Below are 18,156 nucleotides of genomic sequence, written 5' to 3' on the forward strand. Positions count from 1 at the left end.
GAGTCGCTAATGAATACCAATCACGCTTTAATGCAGCGCCGTCATAACGCCGTTCCTCGCGGCGTGGGCCAGATTCACCCGATTTTCGCCGAGCGGGCGGAAAATTGTCGGGTCTGGGATGTCGAAGGCCGTGAGTATCTCGATTTCGCGGGCGGCATTGCCGTCCTGAACACCGGTCATTTACATCCGGGCATTGTTTCAGCGGTGGAAGCGCAGCTGAAGAAATTGTCGCATACCTGTTTTCAGGTGCTGGCCTATGAACCGTATCTGGCGTTGTGCGAACGCATGAACCAGAAGGTACCAGGCGATTTCGCCAAAAAAACGTTGCTGGTCACGACCGGTTCAGAAGCGGTTGAAAACGCGGTGAAAATCGCCCGCGCGGCGACAAAACGCAGCGGCGCTATCGCGTTTAGCGGCGCTTACCACGGTCGTACCCACTACACGCTCTCTCTGACCGGGAAAGTACACCCGTACTCTGCTGGTATGGGATTGATGCCAGGCCATGTCTACCGCGCGCTTTATCCTTGCCCGCTACACAACATCAGCGACGACGACGCCATCGCCAGCATTGAACGCATCTTTAAAAATGATGCCGCGCCGGAAGATATCGCCGCCATTATTATTGAGCCGGTACAGGGCGAAGGCGGATTTTACGCCGCCTCTCCCGCGTTTATGCAGCGACTGCGCGCGCTATGCGACCAACACGGCATTATGTTGATTGCCGACGAAGTGCAAAGCGGCGCGGGCCGGACCGGTACGCTGTTCGCCATGGAACAGATGGGCGTTGCGGCAGATATTACCACGTTTGCGAAATCGATCGCCGGCGGCTTTCCGCTGGCAGGCGTTACCGGTCGGGCAGACGTGATGGACGCTATCGCGCCGGGCGGTCTGGGCGGCACCTATGCCGGAAACCCGATTGCCTGCGCCGCCGCGCTGGCGGTACTGGACATTTTCGAGCAGGAAAATCTACTGCAAAAGGCGAATACGCTTGGCAACACGCTGCGCGATGGCCTGATGGAGATAGCGGAAACGCACCGTGAGATTGGCGACGTGCGCGGACTGGGCGCCATGATCGCCATTGAGTTGTTCGAAAATGGCGACCCCGGCAAACCGAACGCGGCTCTGACCGCCGACATTGTGACCCGCGCCCGCGAGAAAGGGTTAATTCTGCTCTCCTGCGGTCCTTACTACAACATCTTGCGCATCCTCGTTCCACTCACTATTGAGGCCTCGCAGATTCGGCAAGGCCTGGAGATTATCGCCCAGTGCTTTGATGAGGCGAAACAAGCGTAATGTCCAATAAGCAGCGTCGGATGGCGACGTAACTGTCTTATCCGGCCTACAAAACCGTTTCGATTGTAGGCCGAATTAAGCCAGGCGCCATCCGGTAAACGAGCGCAATAACAATAAAGAGGTTTTAGGATGGGGCAATTGTCAGAATCACATGCATTAGGGGGCGGGCTGAAATCACGCCACGTCACCATGTTATCGATCGCCGGCGTCATCGGCGCCAGCCTGTTTGTCGGCTCCAGCGTGGCGATTGCGGAGGCCGGCCCTGCGGTACTGCTGGCCTATCTGTTCGCAGGACTTTTAGTCGTCATGATTATGCGAATGCTGGCTGAAATGGCCGTCGCCACGCCGGATACCGGTTCTTTTTCCACCTATGCGGATAAAGCGATCGGCCCCTGGGCCGGGTATACCATCGGCTGGTTATACTGGTGGTTTTGGGTGCTGGTTATTCCGCTGGAGGCCAATATTGCCGCCATTATTCTGAATTCATGGATACCGGGTATTCCGGTGTGGCTATTTTCATTAGTGATTACGCTTGCCTTAACCGGAAGCAATTTATTGAGCGTCAAAAATTACGGCGAATTCGAATTCTGGCTGGCGCTATGTAAAGTAATTGCCATTCTGGCGTTTATCGCGCTGGGCGCGACGGCGATTAGCGGTTTTTATCCATATGCCGAGGTAAGCGGTATCTCCCGGCTATGGGATCACGGCGGTTTTATGCCTAACGGCTTCGGCGCGGTGTTAAGCGCCATGTTGATCACCATGTTCTCTTTTATGGGCGCGGAAATCGTCACTATTGCTGCCGCGGAATCCGATACGCCGGATAAACATATCGTACGCGCCACCAATTCTGTTATCTGGCGAATTTCCATCTTTTACCTGTGTTCCATTTTTGTGGTGGTGGCGCTGATCCCGTGGAATATGCCGGGTCTGAAAAGTGTAGGTTCGTACCGTTCGGTACTGGAGCTGCTTCATATTCCGCACGCAAAATTCATTATGGACTGCGTGATTTTGTTGTCGGTGACCAGTTGTCTGAACTCCGCATTATATACCGCCTCCCGGATGCTCTATTCCCTTAGTCGCCGCGGCGATGCGCCTGCGATAATGGGAAAAACTAACCGTAGCAAAACGCCCTGGGTGGCGGTTCTCCTCTCTACCGGCGCGGCCTTTTTAACCGTTGTCGTCAATTATTACGCCCCGGCAAAAGTGTTTAAATTTCTTATCGACAGTTCTGGCGCCATCGCGCTGCTGGTCTATCTGGTGATTGCGATTTCGCAATTGCGGATGCGTAAAATTCTGCTGGCGCAGGGCGGAGAAATTAAGTTGAAAATGTGGCTTTATCCGTGGCTCACCTGGCTGGTTATCGGCTTTATCTGCTTTGTTCTGGTGGTGATGCTATTTCGACCGGCACAGCAATTAGAAGTCATTTCGACGGGGCTGTTAGGGCTGGGCATAATAGGTACTGTCCCCATTATGTCTCGCTGGAAAAAACTGATAAGGTGGCAAAAAGCCCCCCTGCAAAACCTACGTTAGTTATTCCCGGCGTCAGCCGGGAAGCTTCTCAGGAGTAAAAGATGACCGCCCTTTCCCAACCGACGGCCATAGATGGCTATCGCTGGCTTAAAAATGACATTATTCGCGGCACTTATCAGCCGGATGAGAAACTGCGGATGAGTTTATTAACCGCCCGCTATGCGCTCGGCGTAGGGCCGCTGCGCGAGGCGCTGTCACAACTGGTGGCGGAACGGCTGGTCACCGTGGTGAATCAAAAAGGCTATCGCGTGGCATCCATGTCAGAGGCGGAACTCCTCGATATTTTTGACGCGCGCGCCAATATGGAAGCGATGCTGGTACGCCTGGCGATTGAACGCGGCGATGATGCGTGGGAGGCGGAGATCCTGGCGCGAGCGCATATGCTCAGTAAACTGGAAGCCAGCGATGCCAGTGAACATATGCTCGATGAATGGGACCAGCGCCACCAGGCGTTCCATTCCGCCATTGTCGCCGGGTGCGGCTCCCACTATCTGCTACAGATGCGTGAACGCTTATTTGACCTGGCGGCCCGCTACCGCTTTATTTGGTTACGTGAAACCGTTCTGTCCGTCGAGATGCTGGAAGATAAACATATTCAGCATCACACGCTAACCGAAGCGATACTGGCGCGCGAGGCGGCACGCGCCAGCGAATTAATGCGTCAGCATTTGCTGACGCCGATTCCCATTATTCGCCAGGCGATGGCAGGAAAAATGTAGCCTGGCGCGGCCTGATAGCCATTATTCTTCAGGAATACGCAACACTTGTCCCGGATATATTTTTTCCGGGCTTTTCAGCATCGGTTTATTTGCCTCGAAGATTTTATTATACAGATTGGCGTTACCATACACTTGCTTTGAAATAGCGCTCAGGGTGTCGCCTGATTTTACGGTATAAAACTGACTTTCAGCCGCTGGCGTCGTGGTTTTAACCTGATCGTCAACGCTGCTAATCCCGGCGATATTCCCCACGGCAACCAGAATTTTTTCTTTTGCCTCCTGACTCAGCCCATCACCCGTCACTGTCGCTTTTCCATCCGCAATTTGCACATTCACTTTGTCAGCGTCGGGTATTCCCGTTTTATTTAAATGTTCCTGGACTTTTTTCGCCTGATCGTCCTTATCATGATTAGCGGTTACCGCGTCCCAGAGTTTTTCACCTGCATCTTTTACAAAATTGAAAAGTCCCATATTCACCTCGCTTGTCAAAAATACACACAAAGAAAAGTGTAGCAGAGGGAATGAGGTTATCCTGATAAGCGGCGCTTATGCGCCGCCGGTGGCCGGTAATTAATGACGCATCTGAACCCAAAATGCGTGGATAAGCCCCGGAATATATCCGAGTAATGTCAGCAGGATATTAAGGATAAATGCCCAACCGAACCCTTTTCCTAAAAGTACGCCGAGCGGAGGCAAAATAATCGTAAATACAATTCTCCAGAAACCCATATACACTCCATACAAGCAAAATTAGTCTTTGTTTAAAAAGAGATTTTATCTCTAAGCATAGTCAGTTTACCTGAGCCTGCCAGTCGCGCACCGCGCTTTTACCCTCCTTTACGCTCTTTACGCTGGCATTAGGTTGACGTTTATTTTAGAATTAACTAAATTTAGAAAATGCTTAAATAGCTATGACAGAGCTTGAACAACTTCAGGCCAGCGCAGAACAGGCGGCGGCCCTGCTCAAAGCGATGAGCCACCCAAAAAGATTACTGATTTTATGTATGCTTTGCGGTTCGCCAAAAACCAGCGCAGGCGAACTGGCGCGCATTACCGGGCTAAGCCCCTCCGCGACGTCGCAACATCTGGCGCGGATGCGGGAAGAAGGGCTGATTGATAGTCAACGCGATGCCCAGCGCATTCACTATTTCATTAAAAATGAGGCGGTTAATACGCTTATCGCCACGTTAAAGAATCTCTATTGTCCATAAGGAGGCACGATGTCCATTGGGATAGTTTCCCCCCGTGAGGCGCAAGCGCTGATAGCGCAAGGCGCGAAACTGATTGATGTGCGCGACGCCGATGAATATCTGCGCGAGCATATTCCACATGCGCAACTGGCGCCGCTTTCCCGGCTTGAACAGGGCGATTTACCCGCCAACCTGCGAGCGGAACAGATTATTTTTCACTGTCAGTCAGGTAAACGAACCAGCAGCAATGCAGCAAAACTACAGGCCATTGCCGCCCCTGCTCAGGTCAGTTTACTGGAAGGCGGTATCGACGGATGGAAAGCGGCAGGATTGCCCGTCACAGAAGACAAATCGCAACCGCTGCCGCTGATGCGTCAGGTGCAAATCGCCGCCGGCGGGTTGACGTTGCTTGGGGTGATTCTGGGCTATACGGTCCACGGCGGCTTTTTCCTCATTAGCGGTTTTGTCGGGGCCGGGTTAATGCTGGCAGGCATGACCGGCTTCTGCGGAATGGCGCGACTACTGGAAAAAATGCCCTGGAATACCCGTACTCATTAAGCGGTACCTTCACCACGCGTCGGTAAGTGTGTAGTAGACTGAAGGCGGGTTTATAGCATTGTTCAACAGGAGGGCGTGATGTTCACACCAGGCGATTTTGTACAGCCCCGAATGGGGGGGCCGAAACTGAAAGTGATTGAAGTCAACGAGGATCATATTGTCGCGGTACAGGCCAGCAATGAGCAGGGCGAAAAATTGATCCTCAAAGCGGAAGATGTCACCCCCTATTGCGAAGAGGGCGATTTTGGCGTGTGCTGATTTATCAGAATGAGCATGGCGCAACGTTCCCTGAGTCCCGGTTAATAGAGACAGGAAACGAAGCGCCATCCGTTAAAGGTTATCCGTGATTAGATTAAGAAATCATCCAGAGATTTCCCCGCCGCCAGCGCCTGGGCAATCGGTTTAGGCGTACGACCTTGTCCGGTCCAGGTTTTTTCTTCGCCATTGAAATCAGTAAAACGATATTTTGCCGGACGCGGCTGGCGCTTTTTAGCAGAACGCGGCATTGCTGAATCCATGGCAAATAACTCTTCCGGGTTAATACCGTCTGCTTTCATCAGCTCCAGAAAGGCATTAATTTTCTCCTGCTTCTCGGCAAGCTGGCGTTGCTGCAATTCTTCTTCTTCGCGTCTTTCTTTAGTGACAACCCTGAATTTTTCGAGCATTTCTTCAAGAACGTCAATGGAGAATTCGCGAGCCATAGCACGCAGCGTGCGGATATTATTTAAGTTCTGTAACATCAAATTCATATCAATAAAAACCTTTTAACGCAGAAAACAAAAAACTATTACAGGCGGTATTGTATGCGATTATTGATTATATTTCCAGATCCTAAAGTTCATACAGATATACTCAGTATAACTCCATTAATTATATTAATCTGTTAACCAGAAGGTTATATTCATTACCCCCTGTGTATTTCAGGTTATTCTGCCTACGTATATCTGTAGGTTTCCCGTTCGGCTGTTTATCCCCTTCATTCTTCAAGTTGCTTATGTGTTGGCTACGCTCGTTCACCCCAGTCACATAGTTATCTATGCTCCTGGGGACTCACTCCCTTGCCGCCTTTAAGCAACTCGAATTATTTTGGGTATATACCCTTCATTCTTCAAGTTGCTTATGTGTTGGCTACGGATTACCCGGCCCATCCATGGGTCTCGCCCTGACGGGCCGTCGCACGCGACGTTCAAATCTGTTCCCGGCAGATTTGTCGCTCCCCCCCAGTCACATCGTTATCTATGCTCCCGGGGACTCACTCCCTTGCCGCCTTTAAGCAACTCAAAATCCATAGAATATATAGCGTATTGCGTATCTCAGTAACCACGGTGGCCCTCACGGTGGCTGACCTTATACAGAAGTGAATATTTCAGCACAATAATAGATTAACCATTCAAAAATGATCATCAGAGCTTTATGCTAAAAATCAGCCTGCAATAGCTATAATTATGCTGAGAAAAGTAGAGCGCGTGCCGTTAGCCGAGAATACATCGCATCTGACAACATTTGGAATGTGGCTGAAAATAGCCAGAAAAACAATGCATTATAATACATTGATTTAAAAGTAATTAATAACTAACAACAACGAAAATCTCGCCGCGAGCAAAAAACACACAATCGTAGAGTATTTTATCGACAAAAAGCCTATAAATAAAAATATTACACTAGTTGATAGTTATTATATAGGGATATACTCTATGCAAAGACAAAAGTGCTTTATGATTTCACTACCAACCATCACCTCATTCTGATCGATACGCTACAAGGAGCATTAACATGTTCTCTCCACAGTCACGCTTGCGTCATGCCGTAGCAGACACGTTTGCGATGGTTGTTTACTGTTCTGTTGTGAACATGTTGATCGAGATATTCCTCTCCGGAATGAGCTTTGAGCAGTCGCTTTCTTCCAGGCTGGTGGCGATACCTGTCAACATTTTGATTGCATGGCCATACGGCGTTTACCGCGATCTGATTATGCGCGTCGCGCGTAAGGCAAGCCCGGCGGGATGGGCCAAAAACCTGGCGGATGTATTGGCTTATGTCACCTTTCAGTCACCCGTTTATATTATCATCTTGCTGACCGTCGGCGCCGGCTGGCATCAGATAGTGGCCGCCGTGAGTTCAAACATTGTTGTTTCAATGTTAATGGGCGCGGTTTATGGCTACTTCCTGGATTATTGTCGTCGCCTGTTTAAAGTGAGCAGCTATCATCAGGCTAAGGCATAAGTTAACGTCGCGACTGGCATTGCCAGTCGCGCTTTTAGTCGCTTTTTTCGTCGCCAAAAAGCCCGTTCAGATAACGTTCTAACGCTATTCGGGAGCTAAAGCCGTGGGGAATACCGTAATGTTCGTGGGTCTCGCCGCCTAAATAGAGCGGAAAATTTTGGTAGTGATCGCAGGTTTTAATATCCGAAGCCGGGTCAGCCAGTGATGAGCTACGGTCTTTTAATCTGGGGTGAATGATCAGCGCGGTACGCCCCATACGCGCCTCGCGGTTAACATAAACATAATTCTCGCCGCGTCGATAACCATACGTCTTATTCGTCACCACATCGACGGTAAACCCTGCCTTTTCCAGTACCCGCGCCACCTCGTCAGGTCGTAAATACATATTTTATCCTCATTCTCTTTTACTGCGGGCTTACCTTACCCGATAGCGCGTTATCAACGCTTTCAGAAAAGTCCAGAAACGCATGATATCGCCGTAACAAGCCTCAGCAGGTAAAAATATGAACTACACTGAAAGCTACATCGAAATCAATGGAGGATCATATGCTTAACAAACCGAACCGAAACGACGTCGATGATGGTGTTCAGGATATTCAGAATGATGTCAATCGATTAGCCGACAGTCTGGAAGATGTCCTTAAATCCTGGGGAAGCGATGCGAAAGACGAAGCCGAGGCTGCGCGACGTAAAGCACAGGCGTTGCTGAAAGAGACCCGGGCGCGGATGCAGGGTCGTACTCGCGTAAAACAAGCCGCCTGTGATGCGATGGGGTGCGCGGATACGTTTGTGCGTGAAAAACCCTGGTGTAGCGTAGGAACCGCCGCAGCGGTAGGGATTTTTATCGGGGCGCTGCTCAGCCTGCGTCGCTAACGACGTGCGCTGCCGGATGGCGACATACTTTATTGGGCCTGCATCATTGCCGCAGGCCCAGGTCGCGCCATTCGGCGAAACGGTTACTGTATCGCCTGTCGAAGCTGCCATGCGACCTGTTTCGCCATGCCAGCGGAAGTAATATTGGTAAACGACAGTAAAATGCCCCCCTTTCCTGACGAAACCACTCGCCAACGGCTTAGCGCCTGTACCGCCAGTCCGGCCTGATTCGCTTTCGCTACCTGCGCTTTATCATCGCCTTCAACCTCAATAACCAATTGAATACCGCCTTTCTGTAATGTCACGACAAATCCCTGTTCTGCCAGCGCCTCTTCAATCCATAACCGTCGCTGAGCATAATGTTGACGCATCTTTTTCAGATGCCGCCAGAAATGACCATCACGGATAAAATCAGCCAACGTGTGCTGCCATAACAACGGTACGCTACAGGGCATCAGCGACGCCTGCTGGCGGAAATGCTCAATCTGCTTTATCGGCACCACCAGCCAGGCGGTACGTAATGCCGGAAAGAGCGACTTACTGAACGTTCCGGCGTAAATCACTCGCTGCGGGGCATCCAGACTCTTGAGCGGCGGAAGCGGTTTACCGTGATAACGAAATTCGCTGTCGTAGTCATCTTCAATAATCCAGGCCTGCACATTCGCCGCCCATGCCAGAAGTTGCCGTCGGCGAGTTAACGACAGCGCTACCCCCAACGGACTTTGGTGGGCGGGCGTCACCAATGCAAAGCGTCCCTGCGGGCAATCCCGCATCCCCGCCGCGACATTCAGCCCATCGGCATCGACCGGAATCGGCGTCAGCGTAATTCCCTCCTGCGTTATCACCGGGCGAATTAACGGAAAGCCGGGATCTTCCACCCACATGCTGTCTCCCGGCACAGACAATGTACGCAGGATTAGCCGCATAGAATCCGCATAACCGGAGGTAATAAATACCTGTTCCGGCAGACATTCAATGCTACGTGAAACCCGCAGGTAATCGACTATCGCCTGGCGCAAAATCGCCTCGCCGCAGACGTCGCCTAATGCCAGATCGAAGCGCGTCTGCGTGCGCAACCGACGCCCCATTACTCGCGCCCACTTCTCGCGTGGAAAGAGATCCAGCGCCGGTAACCCCATCTGAAAGGGTTTCGGTTCCGGACTTTCTCCGGCAAAAACAGCGGGTATCGGCGGCGCCGTCTCAAACCGTAGAGCGTTGCTCACAAACGTGCCTGCCTGGCCACGTCGCTCCAGCCAGCCCTGCGCCACCAGCTCGCCATAGGCATTTTCCACCGTGGCGCGAGAAACACCCAGTTCCTGCGCCCACGTTCGGCTGGAAGGCAAACGCGTTCCTGGCGCGAGTTCTCCTTGCTCAATGGCCGTTTTTAACTGACGAGCGATGTGCTGATAGCGCGGCATATGGTCTTCTTTTTCTGTAAAAATATGGCTCTCTTTTACAGACCATTATAGTGCTACAGTGCTCGTCATCAACACGAGGAGAAACATGATGACGACGTTACGCCAACCCTATTATGAACTGAGCCCGGAGGTTTACAGCGCTCTGGTGCAGGCGAAAAACGCGCTGGAAAAGAGCACGCTTGACCTCACTCTGATGGAGCTGATTTACCTGCGTGTTTCGCAAATAAATGGTTGTGCATTTTGCCTGGAGATGCACAGTAAAGCGCTGCGTAAGGCTGGCGTAAATCAAGCTAAATTAGATGCGCTGGCAGGATGGCGGGTAAGCCACCATTTCAGCGAGCAAGAGTGCGCAGCGTTAGCCTGGGCGGAATCGGTGACGCACATTGCTGAAACCCACGCCGAAGATAATGTTTACCTGCCGCTGCTCGATCATTTCAGCGCGCGTGAAATCAGCGATCTGACCTTCGCTATTGGTTTAATGAACTGCTTTAACCGTCTGGCGATCGGTATGCGAATGTGACGCATTGTTGCCGGATGGCGCTGATGTCAGCCAACTCTGTTATGCGTGAACCTGCAGGCCGGATCGGGCATTCACGCCGCCATCCGGCAAAAATTAGCCATGCCGCCCCTACCCCACTGCGTTCATCAGCGGCGTTAAAATCAATCGAAAATTCCCATATCTTGTATGGTTGAATCTTAATTCAACTACATCTAGTATTTCCTGTATCAACACCCGACAATCCGACGCGTTTCATCGCGCCGTTTTCTCATTTTAAATGGAAATACGAATCATGAGCATTACTATTTACACTCGCAATAACTGTGTTCAGTGCCACGCCACAAAGCGGGCGATGGAAAGCCGTGGATTTGAATTTGAGATGGTGAACGTCGATCTGGTGCCGGATGCAGCGGATACGCTCCGGGCGCAAGGGTTTCGTCAATTACCGGTGGTGATGGCGGGCGATTTGAGCTGGTCTGGCTTCCGCCCGGACATGATTAACCGTCTGCACCCGACACCCCACGCGGCAAACGCATGAGCGCGCTCGTCTACTTCTCCAGCAGCTCTGAAAATACGCACCGCTTTATGCAGCGTCTGGGGCTGCCTGCCACGCGTATTCCGCTCAATGAGCGGGAGCGAATTCAGGTAGACGAACCGTACATTCTGGTTGTGCCGTCATACGGCGGCGGCGGGATGGCCGGTGCGGTGCCGCGACAGGTGATCCGCTTTTTAAATGATGAACACAACCGGGCGCGCATTCGCGGCGTTATTGCCTCCGGTAACCGCAATTTCGGCGATGCCTGGGGATGCGCTGGCGATGTGATAGCACAAAAATGCGGCGTTCCCTGGCTGTACCGCTTTGAGCTCATGGGCACACAACGCGACATCGATAACGTCCGAAAAGGAGTAAATGAATTTTGGCAACAACTACCCCGGAGCGCGTAATGCAAGAAACTATGGATTACCACGCCCTGAACGCGATGCTGAATCTTTATGATAAAGCAGGCCATATTCAGTTCGACAAGGACCAGCAGGCGATCGACGCCTTCTTTGCCGCCCACGTCCGCCCGCATTCCGTGACGTTTGCCAGCCAGCATGAACGTCTGGAGACGCTGGTTCGGGAAGGGTATTACGATGACGCCGTCCTCGCGCGTTACGACCGCGCCTTCGTCCTTCGCCTGTTCGAGCACGCCCATGCCAGCGGCTTTCGCTTCCAGACGTTTCTTGGCGCCTGGAAGTTCTATACCAGTTACACGCTGAAAACCTTCGACGGCAAACGTTATCTGGAACACTTTGAAGATCGGATGACAATGGTGGCGTTGACGCTGGCGCAGGGTGACGAAACGCTGGCCACCCAACTGACCAATGAAATGCTTTCTGGTCGCTTTCAGCCCGCCACCCCGACTTTTTTAAATTGCGGTAAACAGCAGCGTGGGGAACTGGTCTCCTGCTTCCTGCTCCGTATCGAAGACAATATGGAGTCGATCGGGCGGGCGGTGAATTCGGCGCTACAACTCTCCAAACGCGGCGGCGGCGTCGCGTTTTTACTCTCCAATCTGCGCGAGGCGGGCGCGCCGATCAAACGCATTGAGAATCAGTCTTCCGGCGTGATCCCGGTGATGAAAATGCTGGAAGACGCGTTTTCGTATGCCAACCAGCTTGGCGCGCGCCAGGGGGCCGGCGCGGTTTATCTCCATGCGCACCATCCGGATATTCTGCGTTTTCTGGATACCAAACGGGAAAATGCTGACGAAAAAATCCGGATCAAAACGCTCTCTCTCGGCGTGGTGATCCCGGATATCACCTTCCGGCTGGCGAAAGAAAACGCGCAAATGGCGCTCTTTTCACCCTATGACGTACAACGACGCTACGGCAAACCGTTTGGCGATATCGCCATTAGCGAACGGTACAATGAATTAATTGCCGATCCGCACGTGCGTAAAACCTATATTAACGCCCGTGACTTTTTTCAAACACTGGCGGAGATTCAGTTCGAATCCGGGTATCCCTACATCATGTTTGAAGATACGGTAAACCGCGCAAATCCCATTGCTGGTCGCATTAATATGAGCAACCTGTGCTCGGAAATTTTACAGGTCAATAGCGCCTCCCGTTACGACGATAACCTTGACTATACCCACATCGGGCATGACATCTCCTGCAATCTCGGCTCGCTGAATATCGCTCACGTCATGGATTCACCGGACATTGGCCGTACCGTAGAAACCGCTATTCGCGGCCTGACGGCGGTGTCTGACATGAGCCATATACGCAGCGTGCCCTCAATAGCCGCCGGTAATGCCGCCTCTCATGCCATCGGTCTGGGCCAAATGAATCTGCACGGCTATCTGGCGAGAGAAGGCATTGCCTACGGTTCGCCGGAGGCGTTGGATTTTACCAATCTCTATTTTTACACCATTACCTGGCATGCCGTGCATACTTCAATGCGGCTGGCCCGCGAACGCGGCAAAACCTTCGCCGGATTTGCGCAGTCGCGCTATGCCAGCGGCGACTATTTTACGCAGTATTTACAGGACGACTGGCAACCGAAAACGGCGAAAGTCAGAACGCTATTTGCCCGCAGCGGCATTACGCTACCCACACGAGAAATGTGGCTAAAGCTGCGCGACGATGTGATGCGCTATGGCATCTATAACCAAAATTTGCAGGCGGTGCCGCCGACCGGTTCGATTTCTTACATTAATCATGCGACCTCCAGCATTCATCCGATTGTGGCCAAAATTGAGATTCGCAAAGAGGGCAAAACCGGGCGTGTGTATTACCCCGCGCCGTTTATGACCAATGAAAATCTGGACATGTATCAGGATGCTTACGATATCGGTCCGGAAAAAATTATTGATACCTATGCCGAGGCCACGCGCCACGTCGATCAAGGACTGTCGCTCACCCTGTTTTTCCCCGATACCGCCACGACCCGCGATATCAACAAAGCGCAGATCTATGCCTGGCGAAAAGGTATTAAGTCCCTGTATTACATCCGGCTTCGCCAGTTGGCGCTGGAAGGTACTGAAATTGAAGGCTGCGTATCCTGCGCGCTATAAGGAAAGCCATATGAAATTATCTCGTATTAGCGCCATCAACTGGAACAAGATCCAGGACGACAAAGATCTGGAGGTGTGGAACCGGCTGACCAGTAACTTCTGGCTGCCGGAAAAAGTGCCGTTGTCGAATGATATTCCGGCCTGGCAGACGCTGAGCGCCGCCGAACAGCAGCTCACCATTCGCGTGTTTACGGGACTTACGCTGCTCGACACTATCCAGAACATCGCAGGCGCGCCGTCGTTAATGGCAGATGCCATCACGCCGCATGAAGAGGCAGTGCTGTCGAACATCAGCTTTATGGAAGCGGTACACGCCCGCTCTTACAGTTCTATTTTTTCCACGCTGTGCCAGACGAAAGAGGTTGATGCCGCCTACGCCTGGAGCGAAGAAAACCCGCCGCTACAGCGTAAGGCGCAGATTATTTTGGCTCATTACGTCAGCGATGAACCGCTAAAGAAAAAGATTGCCAGCGTCTTTTTAGAGTCTTTTCTGTTCTATTCCGGCTTCTGGCTGCCGATGTATTTCTCCAGCCGCGGTAAGCTCACGAACACTGCCGACCTGATTCGTTTAATCATTCGCGATGAAGCGGTTCACGGTTATTATATTGGCTATAAGTATCAGATAGCGCTACAAAAACTATCGGCAATCGAGCGCGAAGAGTTAAAGCTTTTCGCGCTGGATTTATTGATGGAACTGTACGACAACGAAATCCGCTACACAGAAGCATTATATGCGGAAACCGGCTGGGTTAACGACGTCAAAGCCTTCTTGTGCTACAACGCCAATAAAGCCTTAATGAACCTGGGTTATGAGGCGTTATTTCCGCCGGAGATGGCAGACGTGAATCCCGCAATCCTTGCCGCGCTCTCGCCGAATGCCGACGAAAACCATGATTTCTTTTCCGGCTCAGGTTCATCTTATGTGATGGGGAAAACAGTCGAAACCGAAGACGAAGACTGGAATTTTTAACCTTATGGGCATGGGAAATAACGTTACATTTTCCATGCCTTTATTTCAGGCAATAGGGAGTCAAATCGCGCAAATATTACAACATGTCCTACACTCAATACGAGTGAGATTATTCACCTGGATTCCCCCAGTTCAGGTGGATTTTTGCTGGTTGTCCCAAAAAATATCTCTCCCTCTCCATTCGCGTTCAGCCCTTATATCATGGGAAATCACAGCCGATAGCACCTCGCAATATTCATGCCAGAAGCAAATTCAGGGTTGTCTCAGATTCTGAGTATGTTAGGGTAGAAAAAGGTAACTATTTCTATCAGGTAACATATCGACATAAGTAAATAACAGGAATCATTCTATTGCATGGCAATTAAATTAGAAGTGAAGAATCTGTATAAAATATTTGGAGAGCATCCGCAGCGTGCCTTCAAATATATTGAAAAGGGACTATCGAAAGAGCAAATACTGGAAAAAACGGGGCTATCGCTTGGCGTTAAAGACGCCAGTCTGGCCATTGAAGAAGGCGAGATATTTGTCATCATGGGATTATCCGGCTCGGGTAAATCCACAATGGTACGCCTTCTCAATCGCCTGATTGAACCCACCCGCGGACAGGTACTGATTGACGGCGTTGATATTGCCAAAATATCAGACGCTGAGCTTCGCGAGGTGCGCAGGAAAAAGATTGCGATGGTCTTCCAGTCATTTGCGCTCATGCCGCATATGACCGTGCTGGATAATACGGCATTCGGTATGGAATTAGCGGGCATCGCGGCGCAAGAGCGTCGCGAAAAAGCGCTGGACGCCTTGCGTCAGGTAGGGCTTGAGAATTACGCTCACGCCTATCCGGATGAACTTTCCGGTGGGATGCGTCAGCGTGTTGGACTTGCCCGCGCGCTGGCAATCAACCCTGATATCTTATTAATGGATGAAGCGTTTTCCGCCCTCGATCCATTAATTCGTACCGAAATGCAGGATGAGCTGGTGAAATTACAGGCGAAACATCAGCGCACCATTGTCTTTATTTCCCACGATCTTGATGAGGCTATGCGTATTGGCGACAGGATTGCCATTATGCAAAATGGCGAGGTCGTACAGGTTGGTACGCCGGATGAGATCCTGAATAATCCGGCAAATGATTATGTCCGCACGTTCTTCCGTGGCGTGGATATTAGTCAGGTCTTTAGCGCCAAAGATATTGCCCGTCGCAGTCCGGTCGGCTTAATTCGTAAAACGCCAGGTTTCGGTCCCCGTTCGGCACTGAAATTATTACAGGACGAAGACCGTGAATATGGTTACGTCATTGAGCGTGGCAATAAATTCGTGGGCGTCGTGTCCATCGACTCATTAAAAGCGGCATTAAGCCAGGCGCAAGGGATTGAAGCGGCGCTTATCGACGACCCTTTAGTCGTTGATGCGCAAACCCCACTCAGCGAGTTGCTCTCTCACGTCGGTCAGGCGCCCTGCGCGGTGCCGGTTGTCGATGAAGAACACCAGTATGTTGGCATTATTTCAAAACGTATGTTGCTACAGGCTTTAGATCGCGAGGGGGGTAACAATGGCTGATCAAACGAATCCGTGGGATACCGCACAGGTGGCCGATACTACGACGCAAACGGCTGATGCCTGGGGAACACCGGCAGGCGTAGCCACGGACGGCGGCAGTACCGACTGGTTGAACAGCGCGCCCGCGCCAGCCCCTGAACACTTTTCTCTTCTGGACCCGTTCCATAAGACGCTAATCCCGCTGGATAGCTGGGTCACAGAGGGAATCGACTGGGTCGTCACCCATTTCCGTCCCCTTTTTCAGGGGATTCGTGTGCCGGTGGATTACATCCTTAACGGCTTTCAGCAACTGCTGCTGGGAATGCCCGCCCCTGTGGCGATTATTCTCTTTGCGCTGATTGCCTGGCAGGTTTCCGGCGTGGGCATGGGGATCGCAACGCTGATATCGCTGATCGCCATCGGCGCGATCGGCGCCTGGTCGCAGGCGATGATTACCCTGGCGCTGGTGCTGACCGCCCTGTTGTTCTGCGTCGTGATCGGATTACCGATGGGAATCTGGCTGGCGCGCAGCCCGCGCGCGGCCAAAATAGTTCGTCCGCTGCTGGATGCGATGCAGACCACGCCCGCGTTTGTCTATCTGGTGCCGATTGTCATGTTATTCGGCATCGGTAACGTGCCGGGCGTGGTGGTGACGATTATTTTTGCTCTACCGCCAATTATACGCCTGACGATCCTGGGCATTAACCAGGTGCCTGCCGACTTAATTGAAGCGTCGCGCTCGTTCGGCGCCAGCCCGCGCCAAATGTTGTTCAAAGTGCAGCTACCGCTGGCGATGCCCACCATTATGGCAGGCGTTAATCAGACGCTGATGCTGGCTCTCTCGATGGTCGTCATCGCCTCGATGATTGCGGTCGGCGGGCTTGGCCAGATGGTACTACGCGGCATTGGTCGTCTTGATATGGGGCTGGCAACCGTCGGCGGCGTCGGCATTGTGATTCTCGCCATCATCCTGGATCGTCTGACGCAGGCCGTCGGGCGCGATTCGCGTAGCCGCGGTAACCGCCGCTGGTATACCACCGGTCCTGTTGGGCTAATCACCCGCCCTTTCGTTAAGTAACTCTCCTGACGCCCGGTGACGCTGCGCTTACCGGGCTTACAACTCCCTACCATAATTAAAGGAACAACGATGCGACATACCGTGATATTTGCCTCAGCGTTTGCCACCCTTGTCACCGCCAGCGCTTTCGCTGCCGACCTGCCTGGCAAAGGCATTACCGTTCAACCTATCCAAAGCACGATTTCTGAAGAGTCCTTCCAGACGTTACTGGTCAGCCGGGCGCTGGAAAAGTTGGGTTATACCGTAAATAAGCCGAGTGAAGTCGATTACAACGTAGGCTATACCTCCATCGCCTCTGGCGATGCGACGTTTACCGCCGTGAACTGGCAGCCGCTGCATGATGATATGTATGCCGCAGCAGGCGGAGACAAAAAGTTTTACCGCGAGGGCGTCTTCGTCTCCGGCGCTGCGCAGGGCTATCTGATCGATAAAAAAACCGCCGAGCAGTACAACATCACCAATATCGCTCAGCTAAAAGATCCGAAAATCGCCAAAATCTTCGATACCAATGGCGACGGAAAAGCGGACATGATGGGCTGCTCGCCGGGCTGGGGCTGCGAAGCCGTGATCAATCACCAGAATAAAGCGTTTGATCTGCAAAAAACCGTTGAGGTCAGCCACGGTAACTATGCGGCGATGATGGCTGATACCATTACCCGTTTTAAAGAAGGCAAGCCGGTGCTGTATTACACCTGGACTCCGTACTGGGTGAGCGACGTAATGAAGCCGGGTAAAGATGTCGTCTGGCTACAGGTACCGTTCTCCTCCCTGCCGGGCGAACAGAAAAATATTGATACTAAACTGCCGAACGGCGCGAACTATGGGTTCCCGGTTAATACCATGCATATTGTCGCCAATAAGGCATGGGCGGAGAAAAACCCGGCGGCGGCGAAACTGTTCGCCATCATGAAGCTGCCGCTGGCGGATATCAACGCTCAGAACGCCATGATGCATGCCGGTAAATCGTCTGAAGCCGATGTTCAGGGCCACGTAGACGGCTGGATCAACGCCCACCAGCAGCAGTTTGACGGCTGGGTGAAAGAAGCGCTGGCCGCGCAGAAATAAGATCGTTTTTTATGCCGGATAAGGCGCAGTTCATGCGCCGCTATCCGGCCAACGCAATCTCTCCTCAAAGCGCACGATTCATCACGTCACCGTTCCCCTTTATTCATCAACATCCGCTATGATTGTTTTCCCAGGAAATAAT

The 18,156-nt window shown here is 52.0% G+C and carries 21 protein-coding genes; 16 read left to right on the forward strand and 5 right to left on the reverse strand.

The features are described from left to right. Positions 1-9: 9 nt before the first annotated feature. The 3 genes from gabT to csiR all read left to right on the forward strand — a co-directional run bounded on the left by gabT (position 10) and on the right by csiR (position 3,542). A complete protein-coding gene (gene gabT / locus ACLD11_RS06755; protein WP_023214629.1) occupies positions 10-1,293 on the forward strand; it encodes a 4-aminobutyrate--2-oxoglutarate transaminase in 1,284 nt (427 codons plus the stop codon). Positions 1,294-1,422: 129 nt separating this feature from the next. Next, a complete protein-coding gene (gabP, locus tag ACLD11_RS06760; RefSeq protein ID WP_000531288.1) occupies positions 1,423-2,823 on the forward strand; it encodes a GABA permease in 1,401 nt (466 codons plus the stop codon). A gap of 41 nt (positions 2,824-2,864) precedes the next feature. Further along, a complete protein-coding gene (gene csiR, locus ACLD11_RS06765) occupies positions 2,865-3,542 on the forward strand; it encodes a DNA-binding transcriptional regulator CsiR (protein ID WP_000126152.1) in 678 nt (225 codons plus the stop codon). A gap of 21 nt (positions 3,543-3,563) precedes the next feature. Here csiR and lysM read toward each other — a convergent pair whose 3' ends face one another. Next, the gene (gene lysM, locus ACLD11_RS06770; RefSeq protein ID WP_000522406.1) at positions 3,564-4,013 is read right to left on the reverse strand and encodes a peptidoglycan-binding protein LysM; all 450 of its coding nucleotides are present in this window, start codon (positions 4,011-4,013) and stop codon (positions 3,564-3,566) included. 99 nt (positions 4,014-4,112) lie between these two features. Beyond that, a complete protein-coding gene (locus ACLD11_RS06775) occupies positions 4,113-4,271 on the reverse strand; it encodes a YqaE/Pmp3 family membrane protein (RefSeq protein WP_000508175.1) in 159 nt (52 codons plus the stop codon). 182 nt (positions 4,272-4,453) lie between these two features. On the opposite strand from ACLD11_RS06775, the gene ACLD11_RS06780 reads away from it, so the two are divergent. The 3 genes from ACLD11_RS06780 to ACLD11_RS06790 all read left to right on the forward strand — a co-directional run bounded on the left by ACLD11_RS06780 (position 4,454) and on the right by ACLD11_RS06790 (position 5,548). After that, positions 4,454-4,753, forward strand: a complete 300-nt coding sequence (locus tag ACLD11_RS06780) for an ArsR/SmtB family transcription factor (RefSeq protein ID WP_000137433.1) — start codon at positions 4,454-4,456, stop codon at positions 4,751-4,753. 9 nt (positions 4,754-4,762) lie between these two features. Further along, the gene (locus ACLD11_RS06785; protein ID WP_000022011.1) at positions 4,763-5,290 is read left to right on the forward strand and encodes a rhodanese family protein; all 528 of its coding nucleotides are present in this window, start codon (positions 4,763-4,765) and stop codon (positions 5,288-5,290) included. A 78-nt stretch (positions 5,291-5,368) separates the two neighbouring features. Beyond that, on the forward strand, positions 5,369-5,548 hold the full coding sequence (locus tag ACLD11_RS06790; RefSeq protein WP_000494935.1) for a hypothetical protein: 180 nt from the start codon (positions 5,369-5,371) through the stop codon (positions 5,546-5,548). An 89-nt stretch (positions 5,549-5,637) separates the two neighbouring features. On the opposite strand, the gene stpA is transcribed toward ACLD11_RS06790, so the two are convergent. Next, entirely contained in the window at positions 5,638-6,039 is a 402-nt protein-coding gene (gene stpA, locus ACLD11_RS06795) for a DNA-binding protein StpA (RefSeq protein ID WP_001051100.1), read from the reverse strand. Between the two features lie 1,024 nt (positions 6,040-7,063). Between stpA and alaE the strand changes: the two genes are divergently transcribed. Then, on the forward strand, positions 7,064-7,513 hold the full coding sequence (gene alaE, locus ACLD11_RS06800; protein ID WP_000492669.1) for an L-alanine exporter AlaE: 450 nt from the start codon (positions 7,064-7,066) through the stop codon (positions 7,511-7,513). Between the two features lie 34 nt (positions 7,514-7,547). Here the strand turns inward: alaE and ACLD11_RS06805 are convergent, their stop codons facing one another. Continuing rightward, the gene (locus tag ACLD11_RS06805) at positions 7,548-7,898 is read right to left on the reverse strand and encodes a DUF2002 family protein (RefSeq protein WP_000281304.1); all 351 of its coding nucleotides are present in this window, start codon (positions 7,896-7,898) and stop codon (positions 7,548-7,550) included. A gap of 161 nt (positions 7,899-8,059) precedes the next feature. Here ACLD11_RS06805 and ACLD11_RS06810 point away from each other — a divergent pair, with 161 nt between their 5' ends. Continuing rightward, on the forward strand, positions 8,060-8,386 hold the full coding sequence (locus ACLD11_RS06810; protein WP_001519557.1) for a DUF883 domain-containing protein: 327 nt from the start codon (positions 8,060-8,062) through the stop codon (positions 8,384-8,386). An 83-nt stretch (positions 8,387-8,469) separates the two neighbouring features. Here the strand turns inward: ACLD11_RS06810 and ACLD11_RS06815 are convergent, their stop codons facing one another. Beyond that, entirely contained in the window at positions 8,470-9,804 is a 1,335-nt protein-coding gene (locus tag ACLD11_RS06815; protein WP_108638751.1) for a PLP-dependent aminotransferase family protein, read from the reverse strand. Positions 9,805-9,892: 88 nt separating this feature from the next. On the opposite strand from ACLD11_RS06815, the gene ACLD11_RS06820 reads away from it, so the two are divergent. The 8 genes from ACLD11_RS06820 to proX all read left to right on the forward strand — a co-directional run bounded on the left by ACLD11_RS06820 (position 9,893) and on the right by proX (position 18,014). Then, positions 9,893-10,324, forward strand: coding sequence for a carboxymuconolactone decarboxylase family protein (locus ACLD11_RS06820; protein WP_000209807.1), 432 nt, complete (start codon positions 9,893-9,895; stop codon positions 10,322-10,324). A gap of 271 nt (positions 10,325-10,595) precedes the next feature. Then, positions 10,596-10,841 carry a glutaredoxin-like protein NrdH gene (gene nrdH, locus ACLD11_RS06825; protein ID WP_000028870.1) on the forward strand — a complete coding sequence of 82 codons (246 nt, stop codon included), beginning with the start codon at positions 10,596-10,598 and terminating at the stop codon, positions 10,839-10,841. Next, the gene (gene nrdI, locus ACLD11_RS06830; protein ID WP_001275401.1) at positions 10,838-11,248 is read left to right on the forward strand and encodes a class Ib ribonucleoside-diphosphate reductase assembly flavoprotein NrdI; all 411 of its coding nucleotides are present in this window, start codon (positions 10,838-10,840) and stop codon (positions 11,246-11,248) included. Before nrdH ends, nrdI begins: the two co-directional genes overlap by 4 nt. Continuing rightward, the gene (nrdE, locus tag ACLD11_RS06835; RefSeq protein ID WP_411014703.1) at positions 11,221-13,365 is read left to right on the forward strand and encodes a class 1b ribonucleoside-diphosphate reductase subunit alpha; all 2,145 of its coding nucleotides are present in this window, start codon (positions 11,221-11,223) and stop codon (positions 13,363-13,365) included. The genes nrdI and nrdE overlap by 28 nt, the downstream gene beginning before the upstream one ends. Positions 13,366-13,375: 10 nt before the next feature. Continuing rightward, positions 13,376-14,335 (forward strand): class 1b ribonucleoside-diphosphate reductase subunit beta, encoded by a 960-nt coding sequence (nrdF, locus tag ACLD11_RS06840; protein WP_000777903.1) that lies wholly within the window; start codon positions 13,376-13,378, stop codon positions 14,333-14,335. Between the two features lie 354 nt (positions 14,336-14,689). Further along, the gene (gene proV, locus ACLD11_RS06845) at positions 14,690-15,892 is read left to right on the forward strand and encodes a glycine betaine/L-proline ABC transporter ATP-binding protein ProV (RefSeq protein WP_000985529.1); all 1,203 of its coding nucleotides are present in this window, start codon (positions 14,690-14,692) and stop codon (positions 15,890-15,892) included. Further along, positions 15,885-16,949, forward strand: a complete 1,065-nt coding sequence (gene proW / locus ACLD11_RS06850; RefSeq protein WP_000775021.1) for a glycine betaine/L-proline ABC transporter permease ProW — start codon at positions 15,885-15,887, stop codon at positions 16,947-16,949. Before proV ends, proW begins: the two co-directional genes overlap by 8 nt. Positions 16,950-17,018: 69 nt before the next feature. After that, complete coding sequence (gene proX, locus ACLD11_RS06855) at positions 17,019-18,014, forward strand: glycine betaine/L-proline ABC transporter substrate-binding protein ProX (RefSeq protein WP_001216613.1); 996 nt, start codon at positions 17,019-17,021, stop codon at positions 18,012-18,014. Positions 18,015-18,156: the final 142 nt, after the last annotated feature.

The organism is Salmonella sp. 741265116_PST, assembly GCF_046567715.1.
Classification (GTDB): Bacteria; Pseudomonadota; Gammaproteobacteria; order Enterobacterales; family Enterobacteriaceae; genus Salmonella; species Salmonella enterica.

Coding starts and splice junctions, on each gene's coding strand:
- gabT (WP_023214629.1), top strand. CDS start 10: ATGAATACCAATCACGCTTTAATGCAGCGCCGTCATAACGCCGTTCCT.
- gabP (WP_000531288.1), top strand. CDS start 1,423: ATGGGGCAATTGTCAGAATCACATGCATTAGGGGGCGGGCTGAAATCA.
- csiR (WP_000126152.1), top strand. CDS start 2,865: ATGACCGCCCTTTCCCAACCGACGGCCATAGATGGCTATCGCTGGCTT.
- lysM (WP_000522406.1), bottom strand. CDS start 4,013: ATGGGACTTTTCAATTTTGTAAAAGATGCAGGTGAAAAACTCTGGGAC.
- ACLD11_RS06775 (WP_000508175.1), bottom strand. CDS start 4,271: ATGGGTTTCTGGAGAATTGTATTTACGATTATTTTGCCTCCGCTCGGC.
- ACLD11_RS06780 (WP_000137433.1), top strand. CDS start 4,454: ATGACAGAGCTTGAACAACTTCAGGCCAGCGCAGAACAGGCGGCGGCC.
- ACLD11_RS06785 (WP_000022011.1), top strand. CDS start 4,763: ATGTCCATTGGGATAGTTTCCCCCCGTGAGGCGCAAGCGCTGATAGCG.
- ACLD11_RS06790 (WP_000494935.1), top strand. CDS start 5,369: ATGTTCACACCAGGCGATTTTGTACAGCCCCGAATGGGGGGGCCGAAA.
- stpA (WP_001051100.1), bottom strand. CDS start 6,039: ATGAATTTGATGTTACAGAACTTAAATAATATCCGCACGCTGCGTGCT.
- alaE (WP_000492669.1), top strand. CDS start 7,064: ATGTTCTCTCCACAGTCACGCTTGCGTCATGCCGTAGCAGACACGTTT.
- ACLD11_RS06805 (WP_000281304.1), bottom strand. CDS start 7,898: ATGTATTTACGACCTGACGAGGTGGCGCGGGTACTGGAAAAGGCAGGG.
- ACLD11_RS06810 (WP_001519557.1), top strand. CDS start 8,060: ATGCTTAACAAACCGAACCGAAACGACGTCGATGATGGTGTTCAGGAT.
- ACLD11_RS06815 (WP_108638751.1), bottom strand. CDS start 9,804: ATGCCGCGCTATCAGCACATCGCTCGTCAGTTAAAAACGGCCATTGAG.
- ACLD11_RS06820 (WP_000209807.1), top strand. CDS start 9,893: ATGACGACGTTACGCCAACCCTATTATGAACTGAGCCCGGAGGTTTAC.
- nrdH (WP_000028870.1), top strand. CDS start 10,596: ATGAGCATTACTATTTACACTCGCAATAACTGTGTTCAGTGCCACGCC.
- nrdI (WP_001275401.1), top strand. CDS start 10,838: ATGAGCGCGCTCGTCTACTTCTCCAGCAGCTCTGAAAATACGCACCGC.
- nrdF (WP_000777903.1), top strand. CDS start 13,376: ATGAAATTATCTCGTATTAGCGCCATCAACTGGAACAAGATCCAGGAC.
- proV (WP_000985529.1), top strand. CDS start 14,690: ATGGCAATTAAATTAGAAGTGAAGAATCTGTATAAAATATTTGGAGAG.
- proW (WP_000775021.1), top strand. CDS start 15,885: ATGGCTGATCAAACGAATCCGTGGGATACCGCACAGGTGGCCGATACT.
- proX (WP_001216613.1), top strand. CDS start 17,019: ATGCGACATACCGTGATATTTGCCTCAGCGTTTGCCACCCTTGTCACC.